The sequence below is a fragment of the Streptomyces sp. NPDC091281 genome (genome assembly GCF_044757425.1).
Lineage (GTDB): Bacteria > Actinomycetota > Actinomycetes > Streptomycetales > Streptomycetaceae > Streptomyces.
The window spans coordinates 536,086-556,599 of the sequence record NZ_JBIVUY010000004.1; the positions used below are offsets into that span (position 1 = coordinate 536,086).

General features: G+C 72.0%; 20 protein-coding genes and 1 tRNA gene. 14 read left to right on the top strand and 7 right to left on the bottom strand.

Going from position 1 to position 20,514, the window contains the following annotated elements; translation table 11 throughout:
- Nucleotides 1-101: 101 nt before the first annotated feature.
- Entirely contained in the window at nucleotides 102-1,622 is a 1,521-nt protein-coding gene (locus ACIQPQ_RS13965) for a M1 family metallopeptidase (protein ID WP_401303368.1), read from the bottom strand.
- Nucleotides 1,623-1,728: 106 nt separating this feature from the next.
- Between ACIQPQ_RS13965 and ACIQPQ_RS13970 the strand changes: the two genes are divergently transcribed.
- A complete protein-coding gene (locus ACIQPQ_RS13970; protein WP_401303370.1) occupies nucleotides 1,729-2,229 on the top strand; it encodes a hypothetical protein in 501 nt (166 codons plus the stop codon).
- Nucleotides 2,230-2,317: 88 nt separating this feature from the next.
- On the opposite strand, the gene ACIQPQ_RS13975 is transcribed toward ACIQPQ_RS13970, so the two are convergent.
- Nucleotides 2,318-3,028, bottom strand: coding sequence for a pentapeptide repeat-containing protein (locus tag ACIQPQ_RS13975; RefSeq protein ID WP_401303372.1), 711 nt, complete (start codon nucleotides 3,026-3,028; stop codon nucleotides 2,318-2,320).
- 156 nt (nucleotides 3,029-3,184) lie between these two features.
- Here ACIQPQ_RS13975 and ACIQPQ_RS13980 point away from each other — a divergent pair, with 156 nt between their 5' ends.
- Both ACIQPQ_RS13980 and ACIQPQ_RS13985 read left to right on the top strand, forming a co-directional pair.
- Nucleotides 3,185-4,375: an NAD(P)-binding protein gene (locus tag ACIQPQ_RS13980; protein ID WP_401303373.1), complete on the top strand. Its 1,191-nt coding sequence runs from the start codon at nucleotides 3,185-3,187 to the stop codon at nucleotides 4,373-4,375.
- Between the two features lie 137 nt (nucleotides 4,376-4,512).
- The gene (locus ACIQPQ_RS13985; RefSeq protein ID WP_401303375.1) at nucleotides 4,513-5,484 is read left to right on the top strand and encodes a zinc-binding dehydrogenase; all 972 of its coding nucleotides are present in this window, start codon (nucleotides 4,513-4,515) and stop codon (nucleotides 5,482-5,484) included.
- 41 nt (nucleotides 5,485-5,525) lie between these two features.
- Here the strand turns inward: ACIQPQ_RS13985 and ACIQPQ_RS13990 are convergent, their stop codons facing one another.
- A complete protein-coding gene (locus ACIQPQ_RS13990) occupies nucleotides 5,526-6,923 on the bottom strand; it encodes an NAD(P)/FAD-dependent oxidoreductase (protein WP_401303377.1) in 1,398 nt (465 codons plus the stop codon).
- Nucleotides 6,924-7,065: 142 nt separating this feature from the next.
- Between ACIQPQ_RS13990 and ACIQPQ_RS13995 the strand changes: the two genes are divergently transcribed.
- The 3 genes from ACIQPQ_RS13995 (at nucleotide 7,066) to ACIQPQ_RS14005 (ending at nucleotide 8,754) form a co-directional block, all read left to right on the top strand.
- Nucleotides 7,066-7,956, top strand: a complete 891-nt coding sequence (locus ACIQPQ_RS13995) for an aminoglycoside phosphotransferase family protein (RefSeq protein WP_401303378.1) — start codon at nucleotides 7,066-7,068, stop codon at nucleotides 7,954-7,956.
- 124 nt (nucleotides 7,957-8,080) lie between these two features.
- Nucleotides 8,081-8,335 carry a type II toxin-antitoxin system VapB family antitoxin gene (locus ACIQPQ_RS14000; RefSeq protein ID WP_401303380.1) on the top strand — a complete coding sequence of 85 codons (255 nt, stop codon included), beginning with the start codon at nucleotides 8,081-8,083 and terminating at the stop codon, nucleotides 8,333-8,335.
- The gene (locus ACIQPQ_RS14005; protein WP_401303382.1) at nucleotides 8,335-8,754 is read left to right on the top strand and encodes a PIN domain nuclease; all 420 of its coding nucleotides are present in this window, start codon (nucleotides 8,335-8,337) and stop codon (nucleotides 8,752-8,754) included. Before ACIQPQ_RS14000 ends, ACIQPQ_RS14005 begins: the two co-directional genes overlap by 1 nt.
- A gap of 111 nt (nucleotides 8,755-8,865) precedes the next feature.
- On the opposite strand, the gene ACIQPQ_RS14010 is transcribed toward ACIQPQ_RS14005, so the two are convergent.
- Nucleotides 8,866-9,675 carry a class I SAM-dependent methyltransferase gene (locus tag ACIQPQ_RS14010; protein WP_401303383.1) on the bottom strand — a complete coding sequence of 270 codons (810 nt, stop codon included), beginning with the start codon at nucleotides 9,673-9,675 and terminating at the stop codon, nucleotides 8,866-8,868.
- A gap of 115 nt (nucleotides 9,676-9,790) precedes the next feature.
- Nucleotides 9,791-9,887 (bottom strand) — tRNA-OTHER (locus ACIQPQ_RS14015).
- 473 nt (nucleotides 9,888-10,360) lie between these two features.
- Here ACIQPQ_RS14015 and ACIQPQ_RS14020 point away from each other — a divergent pair.
- Nucleotides 10,361-10,990, top strand: coding sequence for a DUF4433 domain-containing protein (locus tag ACIQPQ_RS14020; RefSeq protein WP_401303385.1), 630 nt, complete (start codon nucleotides 10,361-10,363; stop codon nucleotides 10,988-10,990).
- Nucleotides 10,991-11,030: 40 nt separating this feature from the next.
- Nucleotides 11,031-12,113, top strand: a complete 1,083-nt coding sequence (locus tag ACIQPQ_RS14025; RefSeq protein WP_401303387.1) for a macro domain-containing protein — start codon at nucleotides 11,031-11,033, stop codon at nucleotides 12,111-12,113.
- Nucleotides 12,114-12,336: 223 nt separating this feature from the next.
- Here ACIQPQ_RS14025 and ACIQPQ_RS14030 read toward each other — a convergent pair whose 3' ends face one another.
- Together ACIQPQ_RS14030 and ACIQPQ_RS14035 are read right to left on the bottom strand one after the other, a co-directional pair.
- Complete coding sequence (locus ACIQPQ_RS14030; RefSeq protein WP_401303389.1) at nucleotides 12,337-13,143, bottom strand: protein phosphatase 2C domain-containing protein; 807 nt, start codon at nucleotides 13,141-13,143, stop codon at nucleotides 12,337-12,339.
- A gap of 2 nt (nucleotides 13,144-13,145) precedes the next feature.
- Nucleotides 13,146-13,991 carry a sigma factor-like helix-turn-helix DNA-binding protein gene (locus ACIQPQ_RS14035; protein ID WP_401303390.1) on the bottom strand — a complete coding sequence of 282 codons (846 nt, stop codon included), beginning with the start codon at nucleotides 13,989-13,991 and terminating at the stop codon, nucleotides 13,146-13,148.
- A gap of 617 nt (nucleotides 13,992-14,608) precedes the next feature.
- On the opposite strand from ACIQPQ_RS14035, the gene ACIQPQ_RS14040 reads away from it, so the two are divergent.
- The 6 genes from ACIQPQ_RS14040 (at nucleotide 14,609) to ACIQPQ_RS14065 (ending at nucleotide 20,326) form a co-directional block, all read left to right on the top strand.
- The gene (locus ACIQPQ_RS14040) at nucleotides 14,609-14,863 is read left to right on the top strand and encodes a DUF6284 family protein (RefSeq protein WP_401303392.1); all 255 of its coding nucleotides are present in this window, start codon (nucleotides 14,609-14,611) and stop codon (nucleotides 14,861-14,863) included.
- Nucleotides 14,863-15,150, top strand: coding sequence for a DUF6303 family protein (locus ACIQPQ_RS14045; RefSeq protein WP_401303394.1), 288 nt, complete (start codon nucleotides 14,863-14,865; stop codon nucleotides 15,148-15,150). Before ACIQPQ_RS14040 ends, ACIQPQ_RS14045 begins: the two co-directional genes overlap by 1 nt.
- Nucleotides 15,147-16,151, top strand: coding sequence for a DUF2637 domain-containing protein (locus ACIQPQ_RS14050; RefSeq protein WP_401303396.1), 1,005 nt, complete (start codon nucleotides 15,147-15,149; stop codon nucleotides 16,149-16,151). The genes ACIQPQ_RS14045 and ACIQPQ_RS14050 overlap by 4 nt, the downstream gene beginning before the upstream one ends.
- Nucleotides 16,151-16,489 carry an RRQRL motif-containing zinc-binding protein gene (locus ACIQPQ_RS14055; protein ID WP_401303398.1) on the top strand — a complete coding sequence of 113 codons (339 nt, stop codon included), beginning with the start codon at nucleotides 16,151-16,153 and terminating at the stop codon, nucleotides 16,487-16,489. The genes ACIQPQ_RS14050 and ACIQPQ_RS14055 overlap by 1 nt, the downstream gene beginning before the upstream one ends.
- A 79-nt stretch (nucleotides 16,490-16,568) precedes the next feature.
- The gene (locus tag ACIQPQ_RS14060; RefSeq protein WP_401303400.1) at nucleotides 16,569-18,212 is read left to right on the top strand and encodes a hypothetical protein; all 1,644 of its coding nucleotides are present in this window, start codon (nucleotides 16,569-16,571) and stop codon (nucleotides 18,210-18,212) included.
- Nucleotides 18,213-18,214: 2 nt separating this feature from the next.
- Nucleotides 18,215-20,326, top strand: a complete 2,112-nt coding sequence (locus ACIQPQ_RS14065; protein WP_401303403.1) for a hypothetical protein — start codon at nucleotides 18,215-18,217, stop codon at nucleotides 20,324-20,326.
- Nucleotides 20,327-20,514 lie beyond the last annotated feature (188 nt).

The following is a 20,514-nucleotide window of genomic DNA, read 5'->3' on the forward strand; positions in this document are numbered from 1 at the left end:
GGGAGGGCGGGGGCCTGCCGGGTCCGGGTGGGCCGGGGTCCCCTGACTGGGCCGGGGTCTCGTGGCCGGGGGGAGGGGAGTCTCACGGCTGGTCCAGAGGCTCAGGGCCGGTCCGGCTTGCCCTCCCCGTACAGCCAGTCCCGCCAGAGCGGGCCGAAGTCCTGGTCCGGGGCCTGCCGTTCCACGTACGCGGTGAAGTCCCCGGTGCTCGCGTTGGCGTGCCGGTGGGCCGCGGTCCAGCCACGGACGAGGTCGAGGAACGCCTTGTCGCCGACGGTCCGCCGGATGCGGTGGACCACCATCGCGCCCCGCTGGTACACGGGGTCGGCGGAGATGTCGTCGGCGCCGGGCGGGTCGGCGGGCGGGAAGGCCCAGAGGTCTTCGTAGGTGTCCTCGCCGTACGCGTACAGCTCCTGGAAGGTCTCCTCGGCGGTGGGGCCGCCCTCGTCCTCGGTCCACAGCCACTCGGCGTAGGTGGCGAACCCCTCGTTGAGCCACATGTCCCGCCAGGTGCGCGGGGTGACCGAGTCGCCGAACCACTGGTGGGCCAGCTCGTGCACCAGCAGGTCGGGGGTGGGCGCGCCGGGGAAGACGGGACGGTTCTGGGTCTCCAGCGCGTAGGCGGAGTCGCCGGGCCGCTCGACGATCGCGCCCGTGGAGGAGAAGGGGTAGGGGCCGAAACGGTCCGCCGCCCACGCCATGACCTCCGGGAGCCGGGCCAGCGCGGTGCGGCTCGCCGCGGCCTGGGTGGGGTCGGCGGCGACGTAGACCGGCAGGCCGTCGGGGGTGGTGGAGCGGGTGACGGTGAAGCGGCCGACGGCGAGGGTGGCGAGGTAGGTGGCCATCGGCTCGGCGGTGTGCCAGACGAAGGTGGTGCGCCCGCCGGAGGTGCGCCGCGCGCGCAACTCCCCGTTGGAGACAGCTGTGAGGCCCTCGGGGACGGTGACGGTGAGGTCGTAGGCGGCCTTGTCGGAGGGGTGGTGGCTGCCGGGGAACCAGGTCATGGAGCCGGTGGGCTCGCCGAGCGCGACCGCGCCGTCGGCGGTGCGCAGCCAGCCCTCCTCCGACCCGTCCGGGTCGGTGAGCGTCTTCGGGCGACCGGCGTAGGCGACGGTGACCTCGAAGGTCCGCCCCGAGACGAGGCGGGCGGCGGGGCGGACGACCAGCTCCTGACCGTCCCGCGTGAAGGACGCCTTCCTCCCGTCGACCGTGACCCGCCGGACCGTCATCCCGTCCAGGTCGAGATGGAACGCGGCGAGATCACGGGTGGCGCGTGCGGTGAGGCGGGCGGAGCCGGACAGTACGGGGCCGTCGGGGTCGTCGGAGCCACGGGTGCCGTCGGAGGCGCCGCTGCCGTCGGGGGCGTCGGTGCCGTCGGGCTCCCAGTCGAGGTCGAGGGCGTAGTGGCGGACGTCGTAGCCGCCGTTCCCGGCCTTCGGGAAGTAGGGGTCGCCGACCCCCGCCGCACCCACGTCGTCCCCGCCTCCGGTGCCGCCGTCGCCGCTCCCGCCGCAGGCCGCGAGCGGGAGGAGCAGACCGAGCGCGCACACCCGGACGACGGCGGACCGGACAGCGGCGGACCGGACGACGGACCGGGCGGACGACGGCACGGATCGGGGCATGGGGCGAGCCTAGGCGCCGGCCGCGAGGGGGCGTGGAAGGCAGGGGCCGAGGGCCCCGTCACAGCCGCGGCGTCCCGCTCCCCCGCGCCGTGACACCATCACCTTCGTGCTCGACATCGGCTACGCCCTCTCCAACCGCTTCCCCGACCCCCCGCAGGCGGACTACCGCCGGGTCGATGTCCGCACCCTGCGGCACGACCTGTTCTGCGGGGACGTCTACCTCGCCGACACCAAGGCGGACCGGGAGCTGTCCACAGCCTGGGGATGGGTGCCGGTGCTGGACTTCGCGTGGGCGCTCTGCGACATCGTGGAGCAACTGGACCGGGACCCCGCGGGCTCCCGCGCGTCCCGTCGCCAGCACGCGGAGCTGGACTTCACCGAGTCCACCGACCGCATGCTGTTCGAGCGCCGCTTCGGCTGGGTCGACATCGAGGCCGACTGGATGCCGGCCGAGGAGGCCCCGCTCACCTTCTCCCACAGCGCGCTGCGCCGCGAGGCCCGCGACTTCCTGCACGACCTGATCGCGGACCTCACCGACCTGCACGAGGACCTGGCGGAGAACCCGGCGCTCTGGACCCTCCAGGCCCGCTTCCCCCGCGTCGGCTGACCCCTGGGGCCCGGCCCCCAGCCCCGGCCACTCCGCCTCCTGACCAGGCCCCGGCCTCTCAGCGCCGCCCCCGGAGTCCCTCGCCCCCTCAGTCCTCCACCCTGATCCCCAACTGGGCCGCCAGCGCCGGGGCCAGGTCCAACAACTGCCCCGTACTGATCACCGCGCCCGCGAGCCGGTCGAGGCCGCCCGCGACGGTCAGCTCGGCCGCGCCGCGCAGGTCGACGTCGGTGAGGGTCGCGGCGGTGAAGTCGGCGGATCTCAGCGCGCAGTCCACGAACGCGACCCGCTCCAGCCGGGCGCCCCCGAAGTCGGGCTCGACCAGGACGCAGCCCTCGAACACCACGTCCCGCAGCCGGGCCTGCCGCAGATTCAGATAGTCGATCTTGCCGCCGCGCACGAGGACCCGCTCCAGGACGCCGCCGTGCGCCTGGGTGCCGCCGAGCCGGGCGTCGACCAGCTCGACATCGCGCAGGGTCGCCTCGGCGAGGTCGGTGCCGACGCCCCGGACACCGGTGAGGACCGAGTCCAGCAGCCGGGCCCGCCGCAGCCGGGTCCCGTCCAGCGCGCAGCCGATCAGCGCGCAGTCCATGAACCGGGAGCCCCCGCCGTCCTGCCCGGTGAGGTCGGTCTCGGCGAACGCCACCCCGTCGTAGTCCCCGTCGGGCTCGATCGCCCCGTCACGGAACGGCTCCAGCGCCGGAAGGCGCACCTCCGGCCGCCGGGCACCCTTCACCGCACGCGCCACCCCGCCACCACCTCCCGCACCGGCGCCGCCCGCGCCACCCGTCCTCGCCATCCCCCCATCCTGCCCGCCCCCACTGACAATCCCCCTGACCTGCACGAACGCCCGCCCGCACACCACACGGGCGACCCCATGTCACGAATCCGGGCCGCCGATCCGTCCTACCCCGAAAGGCCCCGCACCCGAGCCCCCCCCCCAGGGAGTCACCCCATGGCCCGCCCCACCTCCTCCGCACCCACCTCCACCCTCACCGTCATCGGCGGCGGTCTCGCCGGTCTGACGGCCGCGATCGCCGCCGCCGAGGCGGGGGTGAAGGTCACCCTGCACGAGAGCCACCACACCCTCGGCGGGCGCGCCCGGACCGCGGAGGGCCCGTACCGCACGAACGACGGCCCGCACGCCCTCTACAGCGGCGGCCCGCACTGGACCTGGCTGCGGCAGCGCGACCTGATCGGCCCGCTGGCGCCGCTGCCGCCCCGCGAGGTCGCCCGGCTGCGGCTGCGTCACCGCGGCACCCTGCGCCGTACTCCCCCGCTGCCTCTCCTGCGCCTGCTGCGCCCCGGCGCCCGCCGCACCGCGCCCGTCGACGCGGACTTCCTGACCTGGGCGACCGGGCTGGTCGGCGAGGAGGGCGCGCGGGCCGCCGCGCACTACGCGGCCGTCGCGCTCTTCCACCACGACCCCGGCGCGCTGTCCGCCGCGTTCGTGTGGGAGCGGCTGCGCCGGGCGACCCGGCTGCCGCCGGAGGCGCGCTGTCCGCGCGGCGGCTGGGGCGCGGTCGTCGACCGGATGGCGTCCCGCGCCTGGAACCTCGGCGTCCGGATGGAGACGCTGTCCCGCGTCGACCGGCTGCCCACGGACGGCCCGGTGATCGTGGCGACCTCGCTCGACGCGGCCCGCGGCCTGCTCGGGGACGCGACGCTCGCCTGGCCGAGCGGCCGGACGGTGCTGGTCGACCTGGCCGTACGGACCCGGCGCGGCGACGCGTTCGCGGTGTCGGACCTGGACGCGCCGGGCTGGGTCGAGCGGTTCACCGCGCAGGACCCGACCCTGGCCCCACCCGGCGAGCAGCTGGTCCAGGGGCAGATCCCGATCGGGCCCGACGGCAGGAAGGCCGACGGGGTGGCCCGCGCCGAGGAGCTGTTCGACCTGGGTCTGCCCGGCTGGCGGGAGCGGGTCACGTGGCGGCGGGCGGCGGTGGCGGCCGGCCGTACGGGCGCGGTCGACCCGCCGGGCGCGACCTGGCGCGACCGCCCGGCGGTGGACCGCGGCGACGGCGTCTACCTGGCCGGAGACCAGGTGGCGGCGCCGGGCGTGCTGTCGGAGGTCTCGTTCACCAGCGCGCTGACCGCGGTCTCCCTGGCCGTCGGCCGCCACGCACCCGCCCTCCACCGCGAGTGACCCCAGACGGACTTGACCCCAGACGGACTTGACCTCAAGCGCGCTTGAGGTCGCAGGCTGGACCGCGACCCACCCGCCGTGCGGAACGCGCCCCGCCCGCCGTCCGTACGGAACCCGACGCACCCCCGGGGGACCCCATGCACGCCGTCCGACTGCACGCCTTCGGCCCCGCCGAGAACCTCCGCTACGAGGAGGTGGAGGACCCCGTCCCCGGTCCGGGCCAGGTCCGTGTGGCCGTGGCGGCGGCCGGGGTGCATCTGCTGGACACGGCGCTGCGGGAGGGCGAACGCGGCCCGCTCCCGGAGCTTCCGGCGCTGCCGACCGTGCCGGGCCGGGAGGTCGCCGGGGTGGTGGACGCCCTCGGCGAGGGCACCGACCCGGTGTGGCGGGGCCGCCGCGTGGTGGCCCACCTGGGCTTCGCCCCCGGCGGCTACGCCGAACTCGCCGTCACCGACGCCGACCGCCTGCACGAGATCCCGGACCGGCTCGACGCGGCGGAGGCGGTCGCGATGATCGGCACGGGCCGAACGGCGCTGGGCATCGCCCAGTTCGCCGAGCCGGGCCCGGACACGGTCGCCGTGATCCCGGCCGCCGCGGGCGGCATCGGCACGCTGCTGACGCGGTACGCGAAGAACGCGGGCGCGACGGTCGTCGGCCTGGCGGGCGGCCCCGCGAAGACCCGCCTGGTCACGGCGTACGGCGCCGACCTGGCCGTCGACTACCGCACGCCGACCTGGCCGGACGAGGTCCGCGCCTTCCTGGCCGGCCGCCCCGCGACGGTGGTCTACGACGGGGTGGGCGGCGAGGTGGCCCGCGAGGCGGTCGCCCTGCTCGGCCCCGACGGCCGCCACCTGGTCTTCGGCTGGTCCGCGGAGGGCATCCGCGGCGGCACGGGCCACTTCGTCGACGGCGTCTCGGAGTCGGTCCTCGGCCCGGCCATGCTGCAACGGGCGGGCGGCCTGCGCGCCCTCGAACTCCGCGCCCTCGCCGAGGCCGCCACCGGCCGCCTCACCCCCACCGTCCACCGCTTCCCCCTCCACCGGGCGGCCGCCGCCCACCACGCCCTGGAGACCCGCGCGACGACGGGCAAGGTGGTCCTGGAACCCTGAGCGGACCGTGAACGCGCCCTCACCACGGCCCGGTCGGCGGCTCAGTGCCGTCCCGCCACCCGGTCCGCGATCCGGGCCAGGCGGGACGAGCCCGTGCTGTGGCGTTCGGTCTCGCGGCGGTCGGCGGCGCGGTAGGTGGCGTACATGCCCTGGACGCCCAGCCAGCGCAGCGGTTCCGGCTCCCACCTGCGGACGCGGTGGCCGACCCAGGGCAGGTCGGTGAGGTCGGTGGGGCCGTCCTGGCCTGCGTCGAGGCGGACGAGGTCGCGCAGGGTGCGTCCGGCGAGGTGGGCGGTGGCGACGCCGGAGCCGACGTAGCCGCCCGCCCAGCCGAGGCCGGTGGCGCGGTCCAGGGTGACGGTGGCGCACCAGTCGCGCGGCACGCCCAGCACCCCCGACCAGGCGTGCGCGATCCGCGTCGCGGCGAGGGCGGGGAAGAAGCCGACGAGGATCTCGCGCAGCGCCTCGACGGTCGCGCGCTGCGTCCGGCCGTCGTGGTCGGTGCGGGAGCCGTAGCGGTACGGCACCCCGCGCCCGCCGATCGCGATACGGCCGTCGGCGGTGCGCTGGGCGTACATGTAGGCGTGCGCCATGTCGCCGAGCGCCTCCCGGCCGTCCCAGCCGATCGCCGCCCACTGCGCATCGGTGAGCGGTTCGGTGGCGATGAGCGAGGAGTTCATCGGCAGCCAGGTGCGCTTCTGCCCCTTGAGCCCGGCGGTGAAGCCCTCGGTGCAGCGCAGGACGTACGGCGCCCGCACGGTCCCGTACGGCGTGACCGCGCGCCCCGGCGCGATCTCGGTGACCGGCGTCGACTCGTACACCGCGACGCCCAGCGCCTCGACGGTCGCCGCGAGCCCCTTCACCAGCTTCACCGGGTGCACGCGGGCGCCGTGCGGGGTCCAGGACGAGCCGACGGCGCCCGCGACCCTGATCCGCTCGGCGGTCTCGCGCGCGCCGTACAGCTCGCGGTCGGTCTCGCCGTACGCCAGCTCGTGCGCGTGGTGCGCCTTGAGCCGCGCCGCCTGGGCGGGCGTACGCGCCACTTCGAGCACCCCGCCCTGGTGGACGTCGGCGTCGATGCCCTCGTCGGCGAGGGCGCGCACCGCCTCGTCGACGGTGGCGTTCATGGCGCGCTGGAGGCGTACGGCGGCGTCGCGGCCGTGCAGCTTCGCGTACCGGTCGCGGCCCGCGATGCCGTTGTAGAGCCAGCCGCCGTTGCGGCCGGAGGCGCCGTAGCCGCAGAACCGCTGCTCCAGGACGACGACCCGGAGCGCCGGGTCGGCCTTCTTCAGGTAGTAGGCGCTCCACAGGCCCGTGTAGCCGCCGCCGACGATGACGACGTCCGCCGTCGTGTCCCCGGGCAGCGGCTCGCGCACCGCCGGGAGGCCGTCGTCGGCGAACCAGAAGGAGACGCCGCCGTTCACGAATCCGCTGCTCATGGCCGGACGCTAACCCGCCCCGCCCCCGCCTGTCTCCTTCGGATTCCGTCGTTCCACCCCTACGGATTCCGTCGTTCCGCCCACCCCCGGCCCCCCGGATCGGCCTCGCACCCAGGGCCTCACCACCCGTATCGTCGGCGGGATGATCGACATTCCGGAGGCACTGGCGGCATCGCAGGAACGGGCGAACGGAGCCGCGGGACGGGCCTTCGTCACCGCCCTGCCCGACCTGGCGGCGGACTTCCTCGACCGCTGGCAGCTGCGGCTCGACGGCCCGGCGATGCACGGCATGGCCGCGCTGGTCCTGCCGGTCACCACGCCCGACGGCGGCGGCGCCGTCCTCAAGCTCCAGCTCCTCGACGAGGAGAGCGCGGGCGAACCGCTCGCCCTGCGCGCCTGGGGCGGACGGCACGCCGTACGGCTGCTGCGGCACGACGCGCCGACCGGCACGATGCTCCTCGAACGCCTCGACCCGTCCCGCATGCTCTCCCTGGTCGCGGGCCCCCGCGAGGCGGTCGTCGTCATAGCGGACCTGCTCGCCGAACTGACCGCCGTCCCCGCCCCGCCCGGCCTGCGCGGCCTCGGCGCCATCGCCCACGACCTCCTCGACCGCACCCCGGCCGCCCTGCCCCGCATCCCCGACCCGGCCGACCGCCGCCTGATCGCCGACTGCGCCGCCGCCCTGCGCGAGGTCGCCGACACCCCCGGCGACCGCCTCCTGCACTGGGACCTCCACGACGAGAACGTCCTCGCCGCCGACCGCGCCCCCTGGCTCGCCATCGACCCCAAACCCCTCGCGGGCGACCCCGCCTTCGACCTCTGGCCCGCCCTCAACAGCCGCTTCGACCCCACCGACGTCCACTGGCGCTTCGACGCCCTCACCTCCACCCTCCACCTCGACCGCGCCAACGCCCGAGCCTGGACCCTGGCCCGCATCCTCCAGAACGCCCTGTGGGACGTCGAGGACGGCGTGGGCGTCTCGGGAGAGGAGATGGAGATGGGGAGGGTGCTGCGGGGGATGCATGTGCACTAGGCGAGCGACCCCACCCCGACCACCGGGATCGCGTCCCTCCCCACCGAAAAAGATATCTATCGAAGAGAACAACTGATATCGTTTGACTCACGGGAGCCGGAGTCAGTCCGAAGGGATCATCCACATGGCCAGAACCGTCATTGACCTCGACGAGGCCATGGTCGCCGAGGCCATGCGCATCTTCCGCACGAAGACGAAGGCGAAGGCCGTCCGCCTGGCCATGGAAGACGCGGTCAAGCGGCATCTGCGGCAGGAGGGCTTCGACGCCATGGACGCCGGGGAACTCGACTTCAGCGAGATCGTCGAGAACACCGGCCCCCGCAACGCCGACGGCTCCCTCAAGCGCGACAGCGACCGGGACGGAGGCCGGGCCGCCTGATGCAGGACCGCTACCTGATCGACAAGTCCGCCTTGGCCCGCTGGACGAAACCGAGCGTCAAAGAGGTCCTCAGGCCCCTCCACGAGCGCTACTTGCTCGCGGTGTGCCGACCGACCGAATACGAGATGATCCACTCCGCCCGGGACAGTGCGGAGGCAACTCGGATCAGCACCTGGCTCCACGCCTTCGACTACCTCCCCACGGACGACGACGCCTTCGCCCGCGCGCTGGAGACCCAACGCCACGCACTCAACGCGGGCTTCCACCGCGCCCTGTCCCTCCCTGACCTGTTGATCGCGGCGACGGCGGAACAACACCGGCGAACCGTTCTCCACTACGACGGCGACTTCGACATGATCGCCTCCCTCACCGGCCAGCCCACGGAGTGGGTCGTACCGCCGGGGAGCGCGGACCACTGAACCGCCTCGATCCGGCGCGAGCGAGAGCGGTGACGATGGTGTCACCGTCGGATTCCCTGCCCTCAGAGGCTGCCCATACCCGCGTCAGCGGCTTCGCACCACCGCCGACTACTACCCCCGCACCCACCCCACCGCCAGCAAGTGGGAGCTGGCGGCGAGGAGTTCGGGGTGGGGCTCGGCGAGGCGGGCGGCGGTCAGGGCTGAGCGGAAGAGGTCGTCCCCCGGCGGGGCGCCCGTGGACTGCTCGACGGCCTTGAGCAGCGACCAGGCCGGACCTTCGACGCCGAACACCCGGACGTCCCGCAGCCCCGCGGCCTCCGTCTCCGCGGCCAGCTCCTCCGCCCGGTGGAAGTAGGAGACGGTGAAGCCGCCCCGACCGTCGTAGGCGGCGGTCGCGAGGATGTCGGCGATCGAGTCCCGAAGGCGTTCCCTGTGCAGGTGGGCGAGGGCGGTGTGCTCGAAGAGCGCGGAGTAGCGGTTGATCGCCGCGGCGGCGACGAGACCACCGGGCCGCGTGACGCGCACGGCCTCCCGGAGCGCCTGCGAGCGGTCCTCGGGCTGGGGCAGATGGTAAAGCGGCCCGAGCAGCGTCACGACGTCGTACGAAGCGTCCTGCGCGTCGAGGCTGCGGGCGTCCCCGAGATCGGCCGGGCAGACCTCGCGCGCCTGCTCCACGTGCCGCGCGACCGGATCGACGAGCCGCACCTCGTACCCGTCCGCCACCAGCCACCGCGCATGCACCCCGGTCCCACCCCCGACGTCGAGCACCCGCGCGGGCGCCGCGGGCAGAAAGCGCCGCAACAACTCCTGCGTACGCAGCAACTCCAGCCGCCCATCGGCGGAGGATGTCAACCGGGCTCCCTCGTCGAAGAGTTGGGTGTAGAAGGTGAGGACCGCAGATACCGGCTCGGGTGACGTCATCCCGGCAGTATCCGCTGCACCGGCGGAGGGGGCGGCGGCGTCTGCCAGGTCGCCCCCTCGCGAACGCCCCCGCGACCGGAAGGCCGTCGGGGGCGTACTCACCACCACATCGAAGAGCCCCCTGTCGGACTCGAACCGACGACCTTCGCTTTACAAGTTCGCCTTGTCGATCCCGTCATCAGGTCGAGTGCCTGTCGACCGCACGACCGGGCGCCTCAAACGGGCGCCAGTGCTCGCGTGCGTCCACCGACGTTGCCGTCAGGGGTTACCGTCATGTCCTCTTGCTCCCGGAGCAACTTGGGCGAGGTTGCCGCCTTGGGCTGGCGACCTCCCCCCTGTGCTGATGATGCGCAGACGTCCGCGTTCGTCCGCCGATGTTCGCTGGCGTTGTCACGCAACTGCACACTCACCCGATGTGTGTTGGAGCACGTCAGCTCAGTTCTCCGCACCTAGGCATGACTACACCCGTGTCGCAGATCGGCTAGGAAAACCTACGACTGCCGGTCCGGACGACTCGAGTCAGTGGTCGTTGCTGATCACCCCAGAGCGGGACACAGACAGACCGGCGTGCCACGCGTCGGGCCCTGTTGTCAGTAGTGCGTGAGACAGTTCGCATGGGGACACGGTGCAGCAACACGCATCGCGCAGATGCCTAACCAGAGGGATAGAGGGGAGGGTCGAGGCCTTGACCCAGGATGCCGTCATTTACCACTTTACGCACATTGACAACATTCCGAACATCATTGAAGCGGGGGGCTTGTTCGCGGACGGCCAGACTGGCGGCCGCATGCGGGTTGAAGTAGGCGATCGCGCCATCAAAACCCGCCGACGGGAACTCATGGTCCCAAAGGGGCCGGGTGGAGTACCCGCCGATTATGTTCCGTTCTACTTTGCCCCTAGATCGCCAATGATGCTGCGCATCAAGAGCGGGGGCGTACCTCAGTACCAAGAAGGACAGGAACCCCTCATCTATCTCATCTCGACCGCGAGATTGATGGCTGCACAGGGAATTCCATTTCTTTTCACAGATGGCAATTGCGCCAGCCGAGTCACCAGCTATTATGAGGATTTGTCGGAACTCAGACAAGTGGACTGGGCGATCATGAGAGCATCGATCTGGAAGGACACTGCCGATGACCCCGACCGGAAACGCCGCCGGATGGCTGAATTTTTGATGCATCGCTTCGCCCCGTTGCAGGCGATTAGCGGAATGGCCACCATGAACACATCCATGGAAAGCAGACTAAAATCTATTTTGACTGAACAGGACTACGCGGTGGATGTAAAGGTCCAGCGCGAGTGGTACTATCGATGAAACGTCAAGAAGAGCGCCAGAAAGAGCGAGGAGGTGCCCCATGATCGAAGAAGTGCACGGAAATCTTCTAGATGCCGAAGCTGACGCTTTGGTAAACACCGTAAATACCGTCGGCGTCATGGGGAAGGGGGTCGCTCTCCAGTTCAAGCAGGCTTTCCCGGAGAACTACAAATTTTACAAGGCCGCGTGCGATCGCAAGTTGCTCACGCTCGGAGAGGTTCTCGTCTACGACTCGGGGCGGTTGGGGCCACAGCGCTACATCATCAACTTCCCGACCAAGGGACACTGGCGTTCCCGATCGAGACTGGCGGACGTTGAGGCCGGACTGCGATCCCTGGCCAAAGCGATCAATGACTACCACATCCACTCCATCGCCATTCCTGCCCTAGGCTGCGGAAATGGCGGCTTGGAATGGCTTGAGGTCCGGAAGCTTATCTACGAAACGCTCGGCGAAATAAGAGGGGTTTCGGTTCTCCTTTACCCTCCTCAAGGCGCCCCCGAGGCGTCTTCTATGAGGGTAGCAACCCAAAAGCCCAAAATGACACACGGGCGTGCCGCCCTGGTTGGACTAATTGGCCGCTATGTCGAGTCGCGGTCCTTCGAGGATCCCGAGACTCCACCCGGCGCATCCCTACTGGAAATCCAGAAGCTGATGTATTTCCTACAGGAATCGGGGGAACCGCTGCGCCTCGCGTACACAAAGGGGCGATATGGCCCATATGCCGACAACTTGAACCATGTACTTCAGGCGGTAGAAGGTCACTACCTTAGGGGATTCGGTGACCGTACCGCATCTGTACTCAAGCTTGATCCGCTGGAGATTATTTCGGGAGCACGCGACGAGGCGGAAAATATCTTGAATTGCGCCCTCGATACGCGCAATGCGTGTGATTCGGTAGTCGAGTTCACTGAGGGTTTCCAGTCTGCCTACGGGCTGGAGCTCCTCGCAACCGTGCACTGGGCGGCTAAGTCAGAGGGCCTAACGGGCGATGACGCTATAGAGCGCGTCGTGCAGGCAGTTCATACCTGGAGCAGGCGAAAGAGATTCCTCTTCACCGAAGCACACATTGCAAGCGCTTGGGAAAGGCTAGCCGACTATCGACTAGTGCCGATCGAAGCATGACTGTGCGTGAGCTGTGGGTTCGTGGAGCCAACCGCCTCAGCCGAACAGGCTATGTCCCACGTCATGCCCGCAGCCGCCGGGCGCGGCCAGCCGGAGCGAAGACAGGAGGCGGGCCGCGCCGCGGAGGCGGCGCGCCCGCGCCGTGCGCGGACCTTGAGCAGTAAAGGGAATTTCGTAGTGACCCTGTTGCAGCCCGAAAGGTGATGCCTTTCTTTCAGCGTCGTCAGACCTGGCAGAAGGCCACTGACGCATCATCCCCTGACTTGTAGCGCGGCCAGCGACGTCCCGTCGGGTCCGTAGCTTCCACCTTCCGGACAGTATCGATCAGCTCACGCGGTCCCTTGGTCCGGAGCCTTGCGAAAACGTCAGGCCAAGTCGCCATCACGTACTCCGTTACGACGCGGGATACGCCGTCGGAGAGGACAGCGACGGCTCTTACGTCCTTACTGGGGGCGCTCCCCGCGAGCGCTTGTTCTGCTGCCTCGGGGTGGGCTGCGGCCACCCAGTAGCCCGCCGGCGTGTTCCGCGTCTGCCGCTGCGCTGCCACAAAGCGCCGGAGAGCCGCCTCATGCTCAGGCGTGTGCGTTTCATACTGCTCGACCTCGGCCCGGAGCTCCGGCAGGACCTCGTCCACCCGCAAGTCGGTGATCACGGTGTAGTCGTCGGGGCCTTCGAGGACGATCGGGGAGTCTGCCAGGACCAGGTGGTCGAAGGAGTCTTCGCGCTGCCGGAGGATCGCCACCGTCGCTGAGGGCGTGCCGGGGTTGTTGAGGTCGCATTCGGGGTGCTGTGCCGCCACGCGTTCGATGGCGTCCGCCAGACCGCCCGTGAGCGGGCGTTCGGGGTCGGCCAATGCGGCAACGAGGTAACTGCCGAGATGGGCGACGTACCAGGGCACGCCGTGGCGGCACCCCGTGTCCAAGCCGGCGGTGCTTAGGCCATCCAGGACGATGGCGAGCGTCGGCGTGCCAGCGACCCAGTCCTCGTTCGGGGCGGCTCCGCCGGGTTGGGTGTCGATCGCGACGCGCATGCTCAGCCTTCGTGTCGGTACAGCGGGGTGACGCGTCGACTCTCCAGTACTTCGAGCGTCTTCGGGTCGTAGCGGCATGAAATCAGGGTGGAGAAGCGGCGGATGCGAACCTCGCGGTACAGCTCCGCCAGGTTGTTCTCCAGGAAGTGGACAACGCCGCTGGCCCCGATGGCGTGGACGCCCGCGACGTAGATGAACGTCCCCTTCCCGTCCAGCCGCGGCAGGCGCCCGAGGTAGCCGACGTCGCCCGCGGACCCGTCCTCGTCGAAAGGCGACCGATACGTCTCCCCGGTCACCCGGTCGACCAGGTGCCACGCCGTGTCCTTGGCGAACCGCAAGCTGTCGTCCCCTTCGAGAACCTGCGCCACGATGGGCGAGCGGCGCGGGCCGCAGATGACGACGTGGTTGTCCCGGTTGAGGTTCACGATGCCGGTGGGCGGGATGACCTCGTACTGCGCATCGAGCTTCATACCGGCGACCAACCTGCGCAGGTGCTCGAAGTTGTTGAGGTCCTCGCGGGTGACCACCTCACTCGGGTTCTGGTCCGGCCCCTTCCCGGCCTCGTACATGCCGGCCATCGACACCGTGACGAGGTCCGTGCCGAAGAACGCCCGCTCCGGCGGCGGACCCGCCGAGGCCAGTTGCCCCACCCTCCCCCGGCTCACACCCAATCGCGCCGCAATCGCGGCCTGCGTCATGCCCGCCGCCTGGGCCTCTTCGATCGCCTCTCGGCGGATACGGGACAGCTCGTTCACGTGGCTCTGGTAGCGCGCCATCAGGTCAATCGCGGCCTTGGCGCGGTCCACGGGGTCCGTGATCGCCGAGACCTTCTCCATGTCGTCCTGCACGACTCTCCTTCGCTCGCCTAGGGGGGCTATCTGACCTTATCGCGAGAGGGGGTTGCACGCAGGCATCGATTTGCCTACCGTACCTATCAGCACTACGGAAACCCCCCCTAAGCAACATCGGGGCGAGTGCCGCTGTGGCTGTTTGACCTGCACGAATGCGTGGAGCGGGGACGCTGCAATCCCGCTAAAGGCCAGGTAGGACGCAATGGGCTCCGGCCCGACTGGCGAGGTGGCCCGGCGACCGCGAGCAACGGCCGGAGAGTGGGGACGAGGTCCCCTTGCAGTGATGTTTCCCTGCCCCCCTGACCTGGGAGTTCCGATGTTCCGACGAAGAATGTGGGCGCCGCCGTGATGATCGGCCGGCGGCGCCAGTGCACGACTACCGACCCGTGAGGTGAGCAGTCGCTCGCGGGTGATCCGGTCACTCCTTCCTGCCATCGCAGCGGCTAGCGCTGCGGCCGGTTGCCTCCCCTGCCCGTCCGGCCCCCGCACGCGGTGCGGTGGTCGTACGGACGGGGTGTGGGGAGCCGCGCAGGCTTCAACGGCGCGCACCCCCGGAGCGGCTACTCCGGGGGTGCTGGTGGGCCGTTTCCCCCTTGCGAGAGGACGCACGACCCATGCGGAAGATTACTGTTCTGGACGCCGTCACGGCGTTCGCGGACTGGATGGAGCCGACGGACGCGGAGCTGGACGCGATCGAGGCGGAGATGCCCGCGATTCTGGCGGACGTCGAGGCGCTGGACGACCGGCTGACGCTGCTGGAGGCGAAGCCGTCGGAGCTGGACCAGCGGCGGGTGCGTCGGGGCCAGAACCGCACGCTCGCGGAGCGGACCACGGCCGCCAACCGTGCCGGCGCCCGCGAGGTGGCCTGATGGCGCAGGAGTTCATGGCGCAGATGTCCGTGTTCAGGGGGCTGTGGTACTTGTACGTCGTCCTGCCGGACCCGTCCGGTCGGTGGCCGGAGTACGACTTCGACCGTGCCGCTCCGGTGCCGACGTTCACGGAGCGCGCGGACGCGCTCGGCGTGCTCGGCTTCGAGCCGGTTCCGGGCGCCGAGTGGCGGTGGACCGAGGACAGTCAGGACCCCGACGACCCGGCTTCCCCGGTGGTACTTCTCGCCGCCATTCAGGTGCGTTCACGGGCGGGGGAGTCGGCGTGAACGGTGTTCAGATCCGTTCGGCTGAGCGGGCGTTGTCGGTGGGGACGTGGCTGATCGTGTGCGGCGCGATGCTGTACTCGGTCCTCACCGTCACCCCGTTGATGGCCGCGCACACCCCCGCGCGGTGGGGGTGGACGGCGCCGATCCTGCCGCTGGTGGTCGACGCGGCGGTGGTCATCGTGGTCCGCCTGGATTCGGTGCTGGCTCGCCTCGGTGGACACGGTGGCCGGTGGCCGATGGCGCTGCGGTGGATGACCGGCATCATGACTCTCGCCCTCAACACCGCCGACTCCGCCTTGAAGAAGGACCTGGTCGGCGTGGCCGTGCACGCGGTCGCGCCGCTGCTGCTGATCGTCACCGCCGAGACCGGACTCGCCTACCGCCGCGCGATCACCGCGGCCGTGACGGCGCTGGAGGCCCGGCAGCGCGCGGAGCGGGAGCAGGCGGAGCGGGCCACGCGGGAGCAGGCGGAAGCCGCCCGCCGGGAGGCGCGGGAGCAGCGCGAGCATGCCGCGGCGCTGGCGCGTGAACAGCGTGAACACGAAGCCCGGTTGAGCGCCGAGGCCGCGGAGCGTGAGGAACGCCGCCGCCGTGAGGAGCGCGAGGAGCGGACCGCCGCCGAGGCGGCGGAGCGCCAGGAGCGTGAACGTCGTGACCGCGAGCGTGAACAGCGCGAGCGGGAGCGTGAACGCTCCGAACGCGAGGCCGCCGAGCGGCGTGAGCAGGAGGCCCGGCAGCGCGCCGAGCGTGAGCGCCGTGAGCACGTTGAGCGAGAGGAGCGGGCCGCGCGTGAACGCGCCGCGCTGCTGGAGCGCGGTCCGGCCGTGGGCAAGCTGCCCGAGGGCGAGGCGCGTCAGGTCGTGGCCGCCGCGTTCGAGGCCGAGTTGCCGGTGCGCGCGGCGGCGGAGCTGTGCGGCTGGTCGGTGGGCTGGGTGTCCTCCCGCTACGCCGAGCACCGCACCCCCGGCGGGGGCGCGGACCAGGCGATCGCGAGCGGCTGATGAACAGCCTTCCCGTCTACCGGTGGCGTCTGGCCCCGGACGGTCTGGCCACCCGCCGTCAGCTCCGCTCGCGCGGGCTGCGACCCGGCGGTCAGGACGTGGCCGCGCAGGTCGAACGCCCCCGACGGCGGCGCGGCCCGCTGGTCGCCTACCTCTACCGCGTCGACCTGGCCAAGCCGGTCCGGCCGATGACCCCCGCCCGGTGGGCGGCGCTGGACAAGGCCAACACCGCCCGCCGCACCTGCCCCGAGTGCCTGCGGGATGCCGGCTACGTCATCCCGCCCACCCTCGGCATGTGCGTGCCCTGCGCCTACCCCGAGGATCAGGCCGCGGCCTGAGTTCCCACGTCAGAAGGCCCGGCCGGCAACCTCCTACAGCCCCGGCCGGGCCCCACTCCCGCGAAGGAGTACGTGCAGCATGACGGACGTCACCACGGAACCGGTAGCCCTCCCGGCGCCGCCGGACACCCCCTCCCTCCCCCCGCCCGAACCGTCAACCCCCGCACCGGTTGCGGCCGTTGCGGAGCTGGACCACACGCCCGGCGGCTGGCCGGTCGTGCCGCTCGCAGTGTCGGGGACGAACACGACCGTCGGCATGGTCGCCGCCGCCTCCCTGGCCGGGGGGCCGCTCGCCGCGGTCGTCGCCGCGACCGGCGCCGCCGTCCTCGCCGTGGCCGCCGCCAGCCGCAGCCGCAAGCCGGGCCCGCGCCGTGAGGCGCGCCGCACCGCCGCCCGTACCGCCGGACAGGCTGCCGGGCGAGCCGCCGCCCGCACGGCCGCGCGTACCGGCACGACCGCGACCGGTCGTAACCGTGCGGCCTCGGCGCCGCGTTCGGGCCGCTCCGGTCCCCGCGGGTCGGGCAAGGTGCCGGGCCCCCGCCACCTGACTTCGGCCGCGCACCGCGCCGCCGGGCCGGTCGGCAACAAGGACAGCCGTGGCGCCACCGGCAGCAAGCGCGGGGCCCGTTCGCCGCTCGGCAGGGCCACGGCCGGCTCCGGGTTCGGGAGCCGGGCCGCAGGCCGTGCCGGACAGGTACGGGCGCTGCGCGCGGCGCAGCAGGCCGCGGGGAGTTCGCGGGCTGAGCGCAGGGCGCAGACGACCGCCGCCCGCCGCGCGGTCGCGGACGCCCGCCGCAACGCCCCCGCGTCCGGTCCCGGACCCGCCCGCCGCCACGGCGGCAGGAGCGGCAAGGGCGGTGCGGTGGGGCGGATGCTGGGCGGCAGTGCCCGCAAGGCCCGTGCCGTGCGCGACGCGGCCGTCGCCCGTGAGCGTGCCCGGCGCGACGCCGGCACCGGTCGACACGTCGACGCCAAGCGGAGCACGCTGCGCAAGGCGCCCGCCCGCAAGGCCGCGCGTGCGGCGCTGCGCCGGTCGGCGTCCCGCTTCCAGCGGCGCCGCCTGCTGGCCGCGCTGCTCGCCCTCCCCCTCGGCCTGCTCGGGTTCCTGAGCAGCCCGATCGGCCGCAAGCTCGGCATTCCCGCCCTCGTCCACCCCGGCCGCAGCCTCTACCGGCGCCTCACCGGGGCCGCCGAGGACGAGCGGGCCGCGGCCGACGACAAGACCCGCGAGCGTCTCGCCGCCGAGGAGGCCGCCGCCGACGCGGCGGCCTGCGAGGACGGCACCGACGGCGTCGCCGACACGGTCGAGCGGCCCGCTCCCCACACCCCCACCACCCACCCGTCCCCCGTATCGGGAGGTCTCCTCATGTCCACGTCCACGTCCGGTTTCAAGTTCGAGGACCACGCCGTCGACATGCAGGCCGCCGCGCTGCTCTACGAGCCCGACGGCTGCATGGAGATCCTCGCCATGGTCGAGGGCCTGCCCGAGGCGCTGCGGATGATCGCGCACGTCATGCAGATCCTCGCGGAGCGCTCCGACTCCGAGTTCCCGCTGGAGAAGGAGGTGGCGTCCGGCTTCAACGACATCCACGAGCTGCTGCGCAAGGCCGCCGAGGGCGCCGAGGAGCTGCCGGGCGTGTTCCGGCGCGTCCACGCGCAGGACATCGCCCGCCACGAGGACCCCCGCAACGGCACACAGGCCGAGAAGGGCTGGAACGTCTGACCATGGCCACCACCGCCACGAAGCACACCAGTGGCCCGGCGCTGGACTGGAACGCCGGTCACGGACCCGTGACCGGCGCCCTGTCCGCCACCACCGGAGCCTTCGCACTCGCCACCACCGGGGCCGCGACCGGCATGCCGCCCGGCTGGGCCCTCGCCGCCGGCGCCGCCGGAGCGATCGGCCACACGGTCGCCGGACTGCGCGTACGCAACGCCGGCCGCACCCTCACCACCCGCGCCGCGTCCTGGCTCGTGGGCGCGGGATGGACCACCTGGGCCATCACCCACGGCCCCCTGACCTGGGCCGCCCTCGGCTCCCTCGCCACGATCGGCGTCGGTATCGGCGCCGCCGCCCGCTCCACCGCCCTCTTCGAAGAGGCGCGGGAGGAGGAGACCCTCGCCGCCGAGCAACGGCAGATCGCCGCAGAGTTGTCCGCCGAACGCCGCGCGGTCGCCGCGGAATGGGCGGAGCGGATTCAGCGGATCTGCGGCATCACCGTGCGGGTGCTGGGAGTTGAGCAGTGGCCGACCGGAGCCGGCTACTCCCTCGACCTCGAACCCGCCGGCGGGATCACCTACGACCGGATCGCGCAGGACTCCGCCCGCCTGTCCGCGGACGCCCGCCTGCCGCACGGCTGCACCGCCGTCGCCTCCCCCGGCGTCCACCAGGGCCGCGTCATCGTGGACGTCACCACGGTCAACGTCCTCGCGGAGGAACGCACCTACCCCTCCGACTACGGGACCCTGTCCCTGCTGAGCGGCATCCCGTGGGGCTACCGCACCAACGCCGAGCACATCCTCGCCAACCTGCGCGAGCAGTGCGCCCTGGTCGTCGGGCCGACCGGGTCGGGCAAGACGAACATGGTCCACACGATCCTCGCCGGTTTCGCCCGCGCCGAGGACGTACTGACCTGGGTGATCGACCTCAACGCCGGTTCGGCCGGCCTCCCGTGGGTCCTGCCCGTACTGAACGGGCAGCTCAGCCGGGCGGACGGTCAGCCGGTCCGGCCGGGCGTGGACTGGCTCGCCGGCACCTACGACGAAGCCGTCCTCATGCTCGACGCGGCGGTGAAGGTCGCCAAGCACCGCAAGACGGTCTACCAGGACCTCCTGGCCAAGGCGAACACCGACCTCCTGCCCGTCAGCCCGCACATCCCCCAGATCATGCTGGTCATCGACGAAGGCGCCGAGATCCTCGCCAGCTCCGACCGGACCATGCGCCACCTCGCGGAGAAGATCCTCGAAGTCATCCGCATCGCCCGCGCCATGGGCGTCCGTACGGTCCTCACCGCCCTCGGCGCGACCGGGGCCGTGCTGGGCAACCTGATGATCCGCCGCGAAGCCAAGGTGCGCGTCGCCCTCACCGGCGGCGAGACCGAAGGCATGGACCTGGGCAAGATGTTCCCCGGCACCCGCGGCCTGCGCGTCGACCAGGCCCCCCACAAGGGCGCCGGCTTCATGGGCACCCCCGAGTCCCCGGCCGGCCTGTTCAAGGCATGGCGGATCTTGCCCAACCAGATCCGGGACATCATCACCGCCACCTCCGACCGGCACCCCATCCTCGACGCCGACTCGCAGAAGGCCGCCGGCCCGCAGTACGCACGGCGCTGGGACGCCGAGCGCACCGCGTGGATGCGCGACCAGACCACCACCACCGCCGCCCCGCGTTCCGACACGGCGGCGCCGGCCGGGGGCGGGCTGAACCTGTCCGCGCTGCGCGCCGAGCACGAAGCGCCGGTCTCGGAGGAAGACGAGTTGGCCCGGCGCTTCCGCGAGCAGATCGACGCGCAGTTCGCCACGGCCCCCGCCCCCGACACCCCCACGGCCGAACCCCCCGCCCGCCCCGCCGGGCTGAACCTGTCGGCCCTGCGGGGCGAGCAGGACAGCCCCGCGCAGCGTGCCGCGCTCAACGTCCTGATCGCCGCCGGCCCCACCGGGACCGGGGCGTCCGCGATCGCCCGCGTCCTCAACGACGAGTTCGGCACTACCCGGCAGACGGTCGTCGGCTGGCTCAAGGCGTGGGCCGAGGACGGCACTGTCGTACGCGTCGGAGAGGGCACCAAGACCCGCTACGTCCACCGCCGCCACGCCGACGGACAGCCCCCGCAGGACTGACCACCTGTCGCCTGTCACCCCCTCCCCGCCCCACACACCCGCACCACACCCAGAGGCCCGGAAACGGTGTCTGACCTGGGAGACGACAAGCGACAAGACAAGCGACAAGCGACAAGCCGCACGACAAGAAAGACGACAAGGAACGCGACAAGCCCACACCCACCGCACGGGCCCGCACCGACCCCTCG

What these genes read in the sequence shown, in the direction of transcription:
- ACIQPQ_RS14040 (WP_401303392.1), top strand. Translation starts at nt 14,609, where the DNA reads ATGCGGAAGATTACTGTTCTGGACGCCGTCACGGCGTTCGCGGACTGG.
- ACIQPQ_RS14010 (WP_401303383.1), bottom strand. Translation starts at nt 9,675, where the DNA reads ATGACGTCACCCGAGCCGGTATCTGCGGTCCTCACCTTCTACACCCAA.
- ACIQPQ_RS13975 (WP_401303372.1), bottom strand. Translation starts at nt 3,028, where the DNA reads ATGGCGAGGACGGGTGGCGCGGGCGGCGCCGGTGCGGGAGGTGGTGGC.
- ACIQPQ_RS14045 (WP_401303394.1), top strand. Translation starts at nt 14,863, where the DNA reads ATGGCGCAGGAGTTCATGGCGCAGATGTCCGTGTTCAGGGGGCTGTGG.
- ACIQPQ_RS13990 (WP_401303377.1), bottom strand. Translation starts at nt 6,923, where the DNA reads ATGAGCAGCGGATTCGTGAACGGCGGCGTCTCCTTCTGGTTCGCCGAC.
- ACIQPQ_RS14030 (WP_401303389.1), bottom strand. Translation starts at nt 13,143, where the DNA reads ATGCGCGTCGCGATCGACACCCAACCCGGCGGAGCCGCCCCGAACGAG.
- ACIQPQ_RS13995 (WP_401303378.1), top strand. Translation starts at nt 7,066, where the DNA reads ATGATCGACATTCCGGAGGCACTGGCGGCATCGCAGGAACGGGCGAAC.
- ACIQPQ_RS14065 (WP_401303403.1), top strand. Translation starts at nt 18,215, where the DNA reads ATGGCCACCACCGCCACGAAGCACACCAGTGGCCCGGCGCTGGACTGG.
- ACIQPQ_RS14000 (WP_401303380.1), top strand. Translation starts at nt 8,081, where the DNA reads ATGGCCAGAACCGTCATTGACCTCGACGAGGCCATGGTCGCCGAGGCC.
- ACIQPQ_RS14005 (WP_401303382.1), top strand. Translation starts at nt 8,335, where the DNA reads ATGCAGGACCGCTACCTGATCGACAAGTCCGCCTTGGCCCGCTGGACG.
- ACIQPQ_RS14060 (WP_401303400.1), top strand. Translation starts at nt 16,569, where the DNA reads ATGACGGACGTCACCACGGAACCGGTAGCCCTCCCGGCGCCGCCGGAC.
- ACIQPQ_RS14055 (WP_401303398.1), top strand. Translation starts at nt 16,151, where the DNA reads ATGAACAGCCTTCCCGTCTACCGGTGGCGTCTGGCCCCGGACGGTCTG.
- ACIQPQ_RS13965 (WP_401303368.1), bottom strand. Translation starts at nt 1,622, where the DNA reads ATGCCCCGATCCGTGCCGTCGTCCGCCCGGTCCGTCGTCCGGTCCGCC.
- ACIQPQ_RS13980 (WP_401303373.1), top strand. Translation starts at nt 3,185, where the DNA reads ATGGCCCGCCCCACCTCCTCCGCACCCACCTCCACCCTCACCGTCATC.
- ACIQPQ_RS13985 (WP_401303375.1), top strand. Translation starts at nt 4,513, where the DNA reads ATGCACGCCGTCCGACTGCACGCCTTCGGCCCCGCCGAGAACCTCCGC.
- ACIQPQ_RS14025 (WP_401303387.1), top strand. Translation starts at nt 11,031, where the DNA reads ATGATCGAAGAAGTGCACGGAAATCTTCTAGATGCCGAAGCTGACGCT.